The 14,580-nt window shown below is 32.7% G+C and carries 12 protein-coding genes; 5 read left to right on the forward strand and 7 right to left on the reverse strand.

Annotated elements, in window-relative coordinates; genetic code table 11:
• The 6 genes from QZZ53_RS08700 to alaS all read right to left on the reverse strand — a co-directional run.
• The coding region (locus QZZ53_RS08700; protein ID WP_296383650.1) for a tetratricopeptide repeat protein at nucleotides 1–1,242 on the reverse strand (1,242 nt) is incomplete at its 3' end.
• Between the two features lie 306 nt (nucleotides 1,243–1,548).
• Nucleotides 1,549–3,474 (reverse strand): tetratricopeptide repeat protein, encoded by a 1,926-nt coding sequence (locus QZZ53_RS08705; RefSeq protein ID WP_296383652.1) that lies wholly within the window; start codon nucleotides 3,472–3,474, stop codon nucleotides 1,549–1,551.
• Nucleotides 3,475–3,663: 189 nt separating this feature from the next.
• Nucleotides 3,664–5,514, reverse strand: coding sequence for a PQQ-binding-like beta-propeller repeat protein (locus QZZ53_RS08710; RefSeq protein ID WP_296383655.1), 1,851 nt, complete (start codon nucleotides 5,512–5,514; stop codon nucleotides 3,664–3,666).
• Nucleotides 5,515–5,525: 11 nt separating this feature from the next.
• Nucleotides 5,526–6,047, reverse strand: a complete 522-nt coding sequence (locus QZZ53_RS08715; protein ID WP_296383656.1) for a DUF6252 family protein — start codon at nucleotides 6,045–6,047, stop codon at nucleotides 5,526–5,528.
• Nucleotides 6,048–6,165: 118 nt separating this feature from the next.
• Nucleotides 6,166–7,116 carry a GSCFA domain-containing protein gene (locus QZZ53_RS08720; protein ID WP_296383658.1) on the reverse strand — a complete coding sequence of 317 codons (951 nt, stop codon included), beginning with the start codon at nucleotides 7,114–7,116 and terminating at the stop codon, nucleotides 6,166–6,168.
• 36 nt (nucleotides 7,117–7,152) lie between these two features.
• The gene (gene alaS / locus QZZ53_RS08725; RefSeq protein ID WP_296383660.1) at nucleotides 7,153–9,765 is read right to left on the reverse strand and encodes an alanine--tRNA ligase; all 2,613 of its coding nucleotides are present in this window, start codon (nucleotides 9,763–9,765) and stop codon (nucleotides 7,153–7,155) included.
• A gap of 228 nt (nucleotides 9,766–9,993) precedes the next feature.
• Between alaS and QZZ53_RS08730 the strand changes: the two genes are divergently transcribed.
• Genes QZZ53_RS08730 through QZZ53_RS08750 form a run of 5 tightly spaced genes read left to right on the forward strand, consistent with a single transcriptional unit; the run spans nucleotide 9,994 to nucleotide 13,185 of the window.
• Nucleotides 9,994–10,965: a M23 family metallopeptidase gene (locus QZZ53_RS08730; RefSeq protein ID WP_296383662.1), complete on the forward strand. Its 972-nt coding sequence runs from the start codon at nucleotides 9,994–9,996 to the stop codon at nucleotides 10,963–10,965.
• Nucleotide 10,966: 1 nt separating this feature from the next.
• Nucleotides 10,967–11,296 carry a MerR family transcriptional regulator gene (locus QZZ53_RS08735; RefSeq protein ID WP_296383663.1) on the forward strand — a complete coding sequence of 110 codons (330 nt, stop codon included), beginning with the start codon at nucleotides 10,967–10,969 and terminating at the stop codon, nucleotides 11,294–11,296.
• A 12-nt stretch (nucleotides 11,297–11,308) separates the two neighbouring features.
• Nucleotides 11,309–11,908 (forward strand): LemA family protein, encoded by a 600-nt coding sequence (locus tag QZZ53_RS08740; protein WP_296383665.1) that lies wholly within the window; start codon nucleotides 11,309–11,311, stop codon nucleotides 11,906–11,908.
• A gap of 9 nt (nucleotides 11,909–11,917) precedes the next feature.
• A complete protein-coding gene (locus tag QZZ53_RS08745; RefSeq protein WP_296383668.1) occupies nucleotides 11,918–12,355 on the forward strand; it encodes a TPM domain-containing protein in 438 nt (145 codons plus the stop codon).
• A gap of 47 nt (nucleotides 12,356–12,402) precedes the next feature.
• A complete protein-coding gene (locus QZZ53_RS08750; protein WP_296383670.1) occupies nucleotides 12,403–13,185 on the forward strand; it encodes a TPM domain-containing protein in 783 nt (260 codons plus the stop codon).
• 60 nt (nucleotides 13,186–13,245) lie between these two features.
• Here the strand turns inward: QZZ53_RS08750 and der are convergent, their stop codons facing one another.
• A complete protein-coding gene (der, locus tag QZZ53_RS08755; RefSeq protein ID WP_296383672.1) occupies nucleotides 13,246–14,550 on the reverse strand; it encodes a ribosome biogenesis GTPase Der in 1,305 nt (434 codons plus the stop codon).
• Nucleotides 14,551–14,580 lie beyond the last annotated feature (30 nt).

Here is a 14,580-nt window from a genome sequence, read left to right on the forward strand (position 1 = left end):
ACCTAATAGCATTAAAACTATTGCTAATGCACACAAACCTAATATGTAATTGTTTTTTTTACTAAGATCTAATTTCTTTTCGGCTAAGTCTGCACGCTGTGTTAGAATTTCTTTTTCTTTCTTTTGGTTTTCATATTTAGCTTCGAGCTCAAAAATAGTTTTGGTCTTTTCGATTTCAAACACACTATCTTTTTGTGTTGTGTAGTTTTTGAGATAACTAAAAGCATTTTTATAATTACCAGTTTTAGCATCCACTTCTGCCAAGTACTTTAAAGCCTTTATTTCAAATTCTTTAAAATTTTTATCTCGTGTAATTTTTATAGCTTCATTTAGTTGATTTTTGGCTTCAGAATAATTCTTATTCACTATATAGTTATGAGCTAAACTTACTTTGGCATTTGACAATTCGTAAAGATTATTGTCTTTTGTAAAAGCTACAATTGATGTTAAATAGTCTTTTTTCGCATCTTCATATTGTTTTAAACTATCCTTAGCTATAGCAATATTTACGCGCATGTATGGTTTATAGCGAGAATAACCTAAACTGTCATACAATTTTTCAGCTCTTAGAGAATAACTAATAGATTCTTCATATTTCTTTAGATTTAAAAATACAGATCCAACATTGCCAGTAGTAATCGCTTCTCCGATAAAATAGCTATTCTCTTTATATATTTTGAGTGCTTTTTTATAGTAGTCAATAACTTTTTGATACTCTTTCTGCTTTTTATAAACAATGCCTATATTGACATAAACCATTGGCACTTTATCAAACTCTTTGGAGTGCTTTTCGTAAATTTTTAAGGCTTCAAAATAGTTTTCTAATGCTTTAGAATAGTTGCCTTTGGTGTCGTAGATAATTCCTAAATTATTCAAAGTATTAGCTATACCAAGTGTATCTTTAATTTCTAACTTTAGATCTAAACTTTTTTGATGATATGTAAGCGCACTATCTATTTTAGAAGCCGCCTCATAACTACTTGCAATATTATTATAAGCTGTTGCGATAGCTTGCTTATCATTAATAGAATTGGCAACTTTTAAAGATTTATTTGCATAAACTAAAGCACTATCTGTATCTGAGTTTCTATATTCCCAAGAAATTTCATTGTAAGTTTTAACCAACTCACGACCTGTATTAGTTTTTGTTTCATTTAGTAAACTATCTAGACGTAAAGAACTTTGAGCATGAAGTCTAAAAAAACAGAAAAATAAAATGGAATAAACGTATAATGTTCTCATTTAATTATGTCTAATGTATTAAATAAAAATCCAAAAACTTAAAAGTATTTGGATTTTACTAATTCTTAAATACTCGATAGTTTTAGCGAGCGAGAGTAGCACCTTCTTTTGCTTTGAAAGTTATTCTTCCTTTTCTTTGTGATGAGGACTCAGACTGTTCAACCTGAATATCATAATCATTTATATCAGTTGAATGGTTATCACTTAACCCTCCAAGGGTTCCTAAAAAATCATAAATGCTGCCAAAATTTCTGTCATAATTATCATATTTAAAATTTACACTCGAATATAATCTTTTTTGCAGACCTAGATAGTTACAATTATTTCTGTCCCACTATTCTCTTTAGAAATAATCACTATTTCACCTCCAATACTACGAACTCGTTTTTCCATATTATTGAGACCATTACCTCTTTTCACATTAGTAATGTCGAATCCTTTTCCGTTATCCGAAATTTTAAACACAAGGTTAGATACAACTTTAGACACCTCAACCTCAATTGTGGTTGCATTAGCATATTTTAAACTATTATGTATAGCTTCTTGTACTACGCGATGAATATTCATGCCTTCAACCGAAGTGAATTTTTTATTCACATCTACACTATCATCAACATTAAAGTCAAAACGAATATTAGAATCGTACAGATGAGCTTTCTCTATGTAATTAGATATTCGAGATTGTAAATCTTCAAAAGTAATTTCACTTTTGTTCATTGCCCAAATAGTATCTCTGAGCTCATAAATAGTACCAGAAGTAAAGTCACTTATCGTTTCGAGCTTCGTATTCAATTTTTCATCTTTTATATCGAAACCATATTTTAAATTGTCTATGGATGAAATTATAAAAGTGAGCTGCGCTCCAATATTATCGTGTAAATCTCTACTAATTCTTAAACGTTGTTCTTGTAATTTATTCTGAGTTTCAATCTTTAACAAAGCATCTTTTAACTCATTTTCCTTTTGTAATTGTGCGTTTTTTAATTTCTGCTGGTTGTAAAAAAGATAGCCTATTAAACCTAATATTAAAGCTAAACCAAGAAGTCCATAAATTTGATAATTGCGCTTTTGAATAATAAGATCTTGTTCTGCAAGCTCTGCACGTTGAATTAAGATTTGCTTTTGTTTTTCTGCTGATTGATATTTTTCGAATACCTCTTGAGTTGCAACGACTTCATTTTGTTTTGCTATAGAATCTTTTAAAGTTAAAGCTATATCAAAGTTATCTACTGAGTTTTTATATGCATTTAAATTCATGTATGCATAAGCTAATCTCCTGCGTATCTTAAATTGTGTGAAGATTTCATCTTCAGAAGTAAAATTTAATGCGGCTTCTGAATATTTTATTGATTGTTTAAAATTCCCTGAATTAAAATACATTGAACCTAAAGCTGAACTATTTGTTGCTTTTAATTTTTTAGATTTGAGTTCATCATAAATCTTATCTGCTTTTTTTAAGTAATATTCGGAAGAATCAAATTGTTTAAGAATGTTATACTCTTGCCCTAAATTATTATAAACAATGCCTAATCCCCTTTTATCTCCTATTTTTTCTTTTATTTTAAACGCTTTGTGCGAATAATAAATAGTTGAATCGGGATAATCTATATAAGAATAAACTTGAGATAGATTAGTATAAGATGCACCAACACCATAAGTATCCTCTATACTTTTCCTTAGTTTTAATGCTCTGATATGATAATTTTTTGATTCCTTATAACGCTTCAATTCTTTTAATAATAAACCAATATTATTTAGACTATTGGCTTGACTCTTTTTGTTATCTGTCTCTTCAAATATTTTTAGAGAACTTAGATAGTTTTCCATCGCCTCATTATAGTTTTCAGAGTTCCAATAAATTAGACCTTTATTATTATACACTGAAGCTTTACCATCTATATCATCAATCTTGTTTGCTATCTTATATGCCTTGTTATAATCTAATAAAGCACTATCTTTTTTTCCAATGATATCATAATAAATACCATGTCTTAATAAGGCTCTAATCATTAAAAAATCATCTCCTCGTTTATCGCAAAGCTCAATTGATGCATCAGCTAAACCACGTGCAACTTCTGGTTTAGAATAGCAATATTTAAAGAAATCTCTGTGTATAATTTGAATAGCTAATGAATCTGAATTATTAAGCTTTGCATTTGCAACAATACTATCTGCTATCTGCTTATTAGATTGCCCAAACAAACCTCCTGTAATAAAAAATAAAAAAAGCATCAGATACATTCTGTTTTTAATAACAGAAGGTATAACTGATGCCTTTTTAAAAAAATTGATTAATAGCATTACTAATATATGATTATTTATGAGTCGATTACTTTTTATTCGATTAAGATACAATTTAAAAAGATTAAGCGTAATTGGTTGGGAATTACGCTTAATCATAACAAATCTCAACAACAAGATTTATTTATTAAGGTTGTAAGCATAAATCGTTTTATCATTGAGCTTATAATATAAATAACCTCCAAATTCATCAACTTTATATACTGGTTTTTTGTCTTTAAGGAGTATTTCTTTTTCAACTGTCCCAGTATCTTTATTGAGCTTTACTAAACCAACACCTTCTTCTAGTTTGGTTAATACGAATTGAGCATCTTGGGTAGCAGAAGTTGCTTTAAAACGTTTAAGCATCTCCGCTATAGAAGCACCAGTTGCAGATGCCATACCTTGAGCAAAATCATTTAAATTTTCACCTCTAGATGTATATTGACCTATTCGATTTCTATACTGCTGCGCTTCCATAGTTGCCGATACTGAAGCTGTAGCAGCAGCAACGGCTGTAACTCCAGCTAAGATTGCACCAAAAGCACTTTTACCAGGTGCGCGCTTATACTCGTGCCAAGAATTATTACCATCCCAATCTAATAACATCATATTTTGAGCTGAAGTCAATAATATACCATCATCTCTTATTTCTACAGAAGTCGGATCTTCTTTACCTTCAAATTTAGCTTCGCTAATTAATTCTGAATTACCTGAATTAGCATCAATGCTATATAGTTTTTCATCTGCGGCAATTAAATATCTATCGTTCTTCTGGTCGTAAGTAGAGCTTACGACATCAGCTCTTTTAAATTTCAAAGGCTTTGACCAAACTTGATCTCCAGTTTCAAGATTAACAATATTTGCATCCTCTGAAGTGATATAAATTAAACCTTGTGGTGTTAAAGCCATAGTTAGTATATTCTCCCCAGTCTTTAATGGTTTTTTAAATAATGCTTTACCTTCATATGATACTTTATTAATTCCTCCAGATTGAATTCCAAACAAAATGCCATCATCCATAATATAGAAATGTTGTACATAGCCCTTTGTTTTTGGTGCTTTCTCCCAAAGATCGTCTCCAGTAGATGCGCTCAAGAGTGCAATTTTAGATTCAGATTTTGCTGCAAACGTACCACTACCTCCAGCTACATCACTAACCACAGCTAATCCTTGAGGTAATATTTGAAAATTAGAAATATTACCTTTTACTTTTCTTTCATCTGCCCAAGCTAAAGATCCATTAGCATTAAGCTTATAAATTTTTGTATTCTTTTTGTTAGATGTCGAAGCAAAAGCATAAATCTCTTTTTCTGAAGTATCTGCAACCATCCAACCAATGTATTTGAGTTCATTTTCCCAAAGCACATTACCTGAATTCATATCTACTTTCATTAAGCCTTTTGTTGTCGGAATGATAACTCCATCTTTTAGCACTAAAGGCTTGCCCATTGCTTGGCGAGAGCCTTTAAATTTATAGAAACTCACTTGTTCTCCTGTATTTAAATCGTACAAAGCAACTGCTTGTGCATACTTTTCTGAAGCTCTACGTTGACCACTAACTATAAGCATGTTTTGAGGCATTAATACTTGAGACATCCCAATAGCTTTCCAACCATTTTTCTCAGTGCTAAACAAGGTTTTACCAGACATATAATCAATGACAGCACTCTTTGTTTGCAATCCACCAAAACCTGTTTGACCAACAACTACATAAGGAGCTCTAGGTACAAAATTTAATTCTTCAGATTTTACTTTACCATACTCAGTAAAATTAAATAGTAATCCATCTTGTCCTGGCTTTAAACCTACAAGTCCATCGTTTGTGGCTACAACTACTGTCCCTCCTTCAGTAATTGTCATATCATTAATCTTAGCTCCTAAATCAAAATTATGATCTGGCGCTTCTGCCTTCTGAGCAAACAATGATGCTGCACTCAAAAGAAGTGCAAACATCATTAATTTGTGTGTTTGAATTAATAGCGTTTTCATAATAAAAAGTATTAATCAAGTTTTGCTTTAAATTCTCCATTAGTTACAACCTTAGTGGTCATATCACCACCATTATAACCTTCAAAAGTAAACGTACCTTCTACTGTTGTTCCATCATCAGAAGTCACTTCTATTGTACCTGGCATTAAAGTTCCTAAAGCTGCTGATGCTAAACCAGAAGCCCAAGTACTTGGTGTGGTTCCACTAATTGTTAAATACTGAATAAAGTTGGTGTTATTAATAACATCACCAGTAGTATAGGTCCCAACTCCAGTATATCCATTTATAGCCATACTAATTGTGTTACCCGTATTAGTACCACCTTGTACAGATAAAATGCCATTTGTACTTTGTGCTCCTACAATTACAGCAGGACTTTGCGCTGCAGCGAAAGCTGTACCATCTACAGTAGCTGTTAAAAATTCATCTACATTGTTGTTACCTCCATCATTGTCGTCATCGCTTGAACATGATGTGAATGTTACTAATGATACTGTCATTACAAGTAACATAATTTGGTTTAATTTTCTCATTGTTGAATTATTTATTGGTTATTAATACCACAAATTTGAACAATAAGACAAAGGCAAAACATACGATGAATTGCGTATATTTTTACAAGTATTTGGTTTTCAGATAATTAAATGCGATTTAAAAAGAGATATGTGGATATTTTATGCGCAAATCATCAATTTCTGTCTGAAGTTTTGTCAAAAATTGCTCATGTGCGCTAGATTCGGAATTGAATGGTCTATGTGCTTTCCTAGTCTGAATTGAAGCAATAACCTCAGAAGTTTTTAAAGCTTCTTCAGACAACCAAACGTTTTTAAATTTTTTCCAGATATAATCAATAGCTACTTGACTTGGATGAATCATATCAGCATTGTAGAAACGATAATCTCTTAATTCGTCCATCATTATCTCATACGACGGAAAATAATGAATCTGCTTTCTTGGTTCTATTACCTGATGAATTGCTGCAAGTAAATGCGACTTACTTTGAGTATTTTCAATAAAACCATCCTTTATATGCCTTACAGGTGAAACGGTAAATAGAAATGTAATTTTTGGATTAACACTTTTAACCAAGTTTACAATAGCTTCTAGAGATTTTGTTATGGTGTCAACAGACAATAACTCTTTATGAAATTCTTTTTGAGGTAACTTATGACAATTTGCAACAATAGCATCTGAAGCGATATGTCTATATACCCAACTTGTACCTAAAGTAATAACTATATGAGACACGTTATTAAGTTGTGCATGTGTTTTATCAATCTGATTATTCAATCCTGTTAAAAATTCTTCTTTTGAAATACGATTCAGTTTTGAATGTGCATCTAAACAGCACCATTGTTCATTACTAAAAAACAAATCGTCTTCCGAATAACAATCCTTATTGATTGCTCTTGTAATAAGATTTTCAATAGCAAATGGATGAAATAAAATTCCAAAAGGATTTACTGTAGATTGAAATTTATGATACTCAAATTTGTTGCCTATATTTTCAGAAAAACATGAACCTAATAACAACACCTCTGAATCATAATTAAATTGATTATGAGATTGTTTACTTAATGGTATTTGTGTTTGTAGTTTCATAGTGGATTCCGCATCAAGTGCGGAATGACAAAAAGATTATAAATAATTCTTCCCAGCCTTCAAAGCCTCGTCAATACCTGCAGGATTTTTCCCTCCTGCAGTTGCAAAAAACGGTTGGCCTCCACCTCCACCTTGGATGTGTTTTCCAAGTTCTCTTACAATAGTACCTGCATTTAAATCTTTACTTGCTACTAATTCTTTTGATATGTAACAAGAAAGTATTGCTTTTCCGTTGTTCTCAGCTCCAAATAATAAGAAGAGATTATCAAACTGACTTCCTAATTCAAAACAGACATCTTTAACTCCTGAAGCATCTAAATCTAACTTCTTAGCTAAAAACTGAACACCATTAATTTCGGTTAACTCATTCTTAAGTTCGCCTTTAATGTTCTTTGCCTTGTCTTTAAGTAAGTTTTCTATTTGTTTCTTTAAATCCGTATTCTCAGATTGTAAACTTTGTAAAGCTTTTACTGGTTCTTTTGCATTATTGAGTAAATCCCTCATTTCAAAATATGCTCTGTTATTTTCGAAATAAAAATCTTTCACAGCATCATTAGTAATCGCTTCAATACGACGAATACCAGATGCCACAGCACTTTCTGCAGTAATTTTAAAATGCCAAATATCTGCTGTATTATCAACATGAGTACCTCCACAAAGTTCTATGGATTGACCAAAACGAATGCTTCTAACTATATCTCCATACTTCTCACCAAATAAAGACATTGCGCCATCTGCAATAGCTTGTTCTTTTGGTATACTTCTATTTTCTTGCAAAGCCAACTTACCTTCAATACGAGCATTAACAAAATTCTCTACATCTCGTAATTCTTCTACTGTAAGTTTAGAAAAATGTGAAAAATCGAAACGTAAATACTTAGAGTTTACAGCTGAGCCTTTTTGCTCTACATGTGTTCCTAATACTTCACGTAGTGCTTGATGCAATAAATGTGTTGCTGTATGATTACATTCTGTTCTATTACGTTGTTTAGAATCTACAACGGCTTTTAAAACCTCATCATTATGTTTTGGTAAGTTTTTAGTAAAATGAATAATAAGGTTATTTTCTTTCTTTGTGTCTAATATGTAAACGACATCACCATGTTCATCTTCTAAATAGCCTTTATCACCAACTTGTCCACCACCTTCAGGATAAAATGGTGTTATATTGAACACAAGTTGATACATTTCGCCATCTTTTTTAGAGGTTACTTTTCTATAACGTGTAATTTTCACATGTGCTTCAAGTGTATCATAACCTATAAATTCTTCTACTTCGTCATGATGTAAAATAGTCCAATCGTCCGATTTTAATTCAGATGCTTCACGTCCTCGACCTTGCTGTGCTTTAAGTGAATTCTTAAATTCTTCAACATTGTAGGTGAATCCTTTCTCTCGAAGAATAAGATCTGTTAAATCTTCCGGAAAACCATATGTATCTTTAAGTTCAAATACTTTAGCACCTGGAATTTCTTTAGTCTTAGAATCTTTAATAATTCCATCTAAAATTATTAAACCTTGATCTAGAGTCCTTAAAAAAGAACTTTCTTCTTCTTTAATTACATTTTCAATCAATTGCTTTTGTGCTTTCAATTCTGGGAAAGCAGTTCCCATTTTTTTCGTTAAGATATCAACCAAACGATAAATAAAAGGCTCTTTTTTATCTAAGAATGTGAATCCATAACGAACAGCACGTCTCAAAATTCTACGAATAACATAACCAGCACCTGTATTACTTGGTAACTGACCATCTGCAATAGAAAACGCTACTGCTCTAACATGATCAGAAATTACTCTAATTGCAACATCTGCCTTTTCTTCCTTGCCGTAATCTTTATTGGTTATCGTTTCAATCTCACGAATAATTGGAGTAAAAACATCTGTATCGTAGTTAGATTGCACCTCTTGTAAAACCATACATAGACGTTCGAAACCCATTCCTGTATCAATGTGTTTATTCGGTAAAGCTTCTAGTGATTTATTTGCTTTACGATTGTATTGCATAAAAACGAGGTTCCAGATTTCCACTACCTGAGGATGATCCATATTCACTAAAGATTTACCATCGACTTTAGCTTTCTCATCAGCAGAACGAATATCTACATGTATTTCACTACAAGGTCCACAAGGACCTTGGTCACCCATTTCCCAGAAATTATCTTTTTTATTTCCCATTAGAATACGGTCTTCTGGAATAAGTGCTTTCCATAAATCGTATGCCTCTTGATCCATTTTTAAATTGTCTGCATCATCACTACCTTCAAAAACAGTGACATATAAAATATCTTTATCAATACCGTAAACTTCAGTCAACAATTCCCAAGCCCAAGCAATTGCCTCTTTTTTAAAGTAATCACCAAAACTCCAGTTACCCAACATTTCAAAAAGTGTATGATGATACGTATCATATCCTACTTCTTCTAAATCGTTGTGCTTACCAGAAACACGTAAACATTTTTGACTATCAGCAATTCTGTTTTGCTTAGGATCTGCATTCCCCAAAAAATACTCTTTAAACGGAGCCATACCAGAGTTTACAAACATTAAGGTTGGATCATCTTTTAAAACCATTGATGCAGATGGCACAATGAGATGCATCTTTCCTTCAAAGAAATTTAAAAATTTAGCACGAACTTCTTGAGATTTCATATACTATATACTAGCTTGTTTCTATTTAATTGCCACAATTGCAAAACATTTTTCATGTTTTCTCTGCCATTTTTCATTTACCTTTATGGTCAGAGAGAACCATCTGCAAATATATTCCATTAGTTTTTTAAATTTGTAATGAAAATATTTTTGTAGGTTTGATGGTTTCGCAAGTACAATAAGACACCTTGTGTGCCTATTAGCTGCAAAAATAGCATAAATTCAAACATGGGTAAGGTAAAATATTATTATGATTCTGAAACCCTTTCTTACCGCAAAATAAAGCGTAAGAAGGCAACAACATTTAAGTATGCTATGGGATTCTTAATTGGCGCTGCTCTATTTGGATTTCTATCTTTTTTTATTGCCAGTCAATACATTGAATCTCCTAAAGAGCGACAAATGACTAGAGAATTGCAAAATATGGAGTTGCAATATGAACTGATTAACAAGCGTATGGACGATGCCATTTCTGCTCTAGAGAACGTTGAAGAACGTGATAATGCCATTTATAGACTTTATTTTGAAGCCAATCCTATACCAGACGAACAAAGACGCGCTGGTTTTGGAGGTATAAACCGTTATAAGAAATATGAAGGGTTTGATAATTCGCAATTAATTTCTGAGAGCAATAAACGTCTAGATATTTTAGAAAAAGCAATTGTAGTGCAATCTAAATCACTAGATGAAATTGCCAAATTAGCTGAGGATAAAGAAAAATTTCTTGAAGCTATACCAGCAATTCAGCCTGTAAGCAATGTAAATTTAACACGAATGGCTTCTGGTTATGGGTACAGAACAGATCCATTTACTAAAGTTAGAAAGTTTCATTTTGGTATGGATTTTACTGCACCTCGTGGCACACCTGTTTATGCCTCTGGAGACGGAGTGGTAAAACGAGCAGATAATAGTTCTACTGGTTATGGTAAACATATTCGTATAGACCATGGTTATGGTTATTTATCGCTTTATGCACATTTATATAAGTACAATGTAAGAGTAAACCAACGCGTAAAACGTGGTGACTTAATAGGGTTTGTTGGTAGCACAGGTCGTTCTGAAGCTCCTCATTTACATTACGAAGTATTTAAAGAAGGAGAGCGAATTAACCCAATTAACTTTTATTACGGAAACTTATCAGCAGACGAATTTAATGTTATGCTAAGAAAAGCTTCATTAGAAAACCAATCACTAGATTAAGATGCATATAGACTTACCAGAAAAAAGATATTATGGCATTGGCGAAGTTGCTAAAGCCTTTAAAGTAAATGCTTCTTTAATTCGATTTTGGGAGAAAGAATTTGATGCTATTAAGCCTAAAAAAAATGCTAAAGGGAATCGTAAGTTTACTCCTGAAGACATCAAAAACTTAAAATTTATTTATCACCTCGTAAAAGAACGCGGTTTCACACTCGAAGGTGCAAAAACACATTTAAAAGAGGAGAAAAAACAAGCCTTAGAAAAATTTGAAATCGTTGAAAAGTTAGAAGGTATAAAAGCTCAACTTATTAAGATAAAAACACAACTTTAAAACTAATTTATTATGAAAAAATGGCTAATCCCTTTAATTGTTATTGCAATAATAGTTTTTGGCGTATATCAATGGGCAGTAGGATTTAACAATACAGCTGTAGAATATGAAGCAGATGCCAAAACAGCTTGGTCTAATGTTGAGAGTTCGTATCAAAGAAGAAATGACCTTGTAGGTAATTTAATAAAGACTGTACAAGGTGCTGCAGATTTTGAAAGAACAACATTAAGAGAAGTGATAGAAGCAAGAGCAAAAGCAACTTCTACGACCATTGACGCTAGTAATTTAACAGCAGAAAATATGGCGCAATTCCAGCAAGCTCAAAGTGGTTTGGGTGGAGCATTATCAAAACTTTTAGTATCAGTAGAACGTTATCCAGAATTAAAAGCCAATCAAAACTTTTTGGAGTTACAAAGTCAATTAGAAGGTACAGAAAATAGAATAAACGTTGCTAGAGATCGTTTCAATGAAAAAGTAAACATCTACGATAAACACACTACAAAATTTCCTGGCAAATTACTTGCAGGTTGGTTTGGTTTTGAAGAAATGTCGCGTTACAAAGCAGATCCTGGAAGCGAAAAAAATCCAGACGCAACATTTGAATTCAATTAAAATTCAGTTATGCCATATATTGAAGATTTCCTAACTACAGAAGAAGAACAGGAAATCGTTGAAGCTATTCGTGTTGCTGAATGTGATACCTCAGGTGAAATCCGTGTACATATTGAGCAAAATTGTGATATAGATGTTTACGAACGCTCTCTAGAAGTATTTCATATTCTAAAAATGGATAACACCAAACAACAGAATGGTGTACTTATTTATGTGGCTGTGGACAACAAATCTTTTGTCATTTATGGAGATCAAGGCATCAACAACATAGTTGGTCCAGACTTTTGGAATTCTACTCGCGATAAGATTAGCTTACAATTTAAAACAGGTAATTTTAAACAAGGCATTATCGATGGTATAAAAGAAGCAGGACAAGTGCTTTCTAAGCACTTTCCTTGGGTGCATGGAGATAGTGATGAATTAGATAATACAATCTCAAAAGGCTAATGCAACAATTGAAGCATATAACATTTAGGTTTCTTTTCATTCTATGCATGGGAAGTCCTTTTGTTGTTTTGGCGCAGTATAAGATTCCTGATAAACCAAAAGATTCAAAACAGCATTTTGTCTATGATTATACGAACCTACTTTCAAAACGTGATAGTACCGAACTTAACATAAAACTCAGAAAATATGCTGACACCACTTCAACACAGATTGTTGTTGCAATTATAAGCTCAACCGAAGGAGAATACATAAACTATTTAGGTGCACAATGGGGCGAGAAATGGGGAATTGGAAAAGCTGATAACGACAATGGTGTTTTAATACTTTTAGCAAAAAATGATCGGAAAATTGGGATTAATTCAGGCAAAGGTGTAGAACACTTACTCACAGATGCTATAAGTAAACGCATTATAAATAATGACATTATTCCATACTTTAAACGCAATGACTATTATGGAGGTCTCAATAGAGCCTCTGACGCTATTTTTGAGGTTTTAAGTGGTGAATATCAAGACTCAAGAGATAATGAAGTTCGTTTTCCGTTTGAACTTTTCATTTTCTTATTCATCATATTTATAATTTTCATCATAGCAATTTCTAAAAATCGAAGAGGTGGTGGTCACGGAGGAAATAGAGGAAACCGATCCGACAGTAGAAGTCTTCTTGAAGCTATAATTCTCAGTAATATGGGACGAGGTAGTTATTCTAGAGGTTCATCTTCAGGTGGATCTGGTGGAGGTTTCGGAGGAAGTTCTTCTGGAGGCGGAGGTTTCGGTGGAGGCTTTGGAGGCGGTAGCTTTGGAGGTGGTGGAGCTTCTGGAGGTTGGTGATAATCTAAAGTGTTAACAGACTAAAATTACATTATTTTCGCATACATAAAAACTTTAAACTTACTTTTTTCGCATATAAACACTCACTGGTACACCATTGAAATCGAAATGATCTCTCAATTGATTCTCTAGAAAACGTTTATAAGGTTCTTTTACATACTGTGGTAAATTACAGAAAAATGCAAATTGCGGCTGTGGAGTTGGCAACTGCATAATATATTTTATTTTAACAAATTTACCCTTATTTGCTGGTGGAGGTCGATTCTCAATAATTGGCAATAAGGTTTCATTAAGCACACTAGTTTTAATCTTCTTCGATCTATTTTTATAAACCTCAACAGCTGTTTCTATAGCTTTAAAAATACGCTGCTTATTTAATACCGAAATAAACACAATTGGGACATCTGTAAACGGAGCTATTTGACTTTGAATATGCTTTTCAAATTCTTTGGCTGTTTTTGTATCTTTTTCTACCAAATCCCATTTATTCACCAAAATCACGATTCCTTTTCGGTTACGCTCAGCTAACCAAAATATATTTTGGACTTGGCCATCAAAACCACGTGTCGCATCTAAAACGACTAAACAAACATCAGAATGCTCAATAGCTCTAACACTTCGCATTACTGAATAAAATTCTAAATCTTCTTTAACCTTCGTTTTACGACGGATTCCTGCTGTATCTACTAAGTTAAATTCAAAACCAAAACGATTGTACTTTGTATCTATAGAATCTCTTGTTGTACCAGCAATATCAGTAACAATATAGCGATCCTCGCCTATTAAAGCATTTATAAAAGATGATTTCCCTGCATTTGGTCGTCCTACAACAGCAAAACGTGGTAATGTTTCTTCCTCTTCTTCTTCCACTTCTGGTAAGGCTTCAACTACAGCATCTAACAAATCACCTGTACCACTTCCATTAATACTTGCAATTGTAAAATAATCGCCCAATCCAAGTGAGTAGAATTCAACAGCATCTTCAGCACGCTTACCATTATCTACTTTATTTACCACTAAGAAAACTGGCTTTTTTACTTTACGCAGTAAGTTGGCCACATCTTGATCCATACCAGTGATACCAGATTCAACATCTACCATAAAAATAATAGCATCAGCTTCGTCAATGGCAAGTTCAACCTGTTTATCTATTTCTGCTTCAAAAACATCATCACTACCAACAACATAACCTCCTGTATCAATTAAGGAAAATTCTTTTCCATTCCAATCTGTTTTCCCGTAATGGCGATCTCTTGTTACACCACTAACAGCATCAACGATAGCTTCACGTCTTTTAATTAGACGGTTAAAAAACGTCGATTTTCCAACATTTGGTCTCCCTACAACTGCTACTATATTTCCCATATATTTATATTTAATCTGCATTACATATCC

Origin of the sequence: Winogradskyella sp., from assembly GCF_016744625.1 — a bacterium.
In the GTDB taxonomy this organism is placed as follows: Bacteria; Bacteroidota; Bacteroidia; order Flavobacteriales; family Flavobacteriaceae; genus Winogradskyella.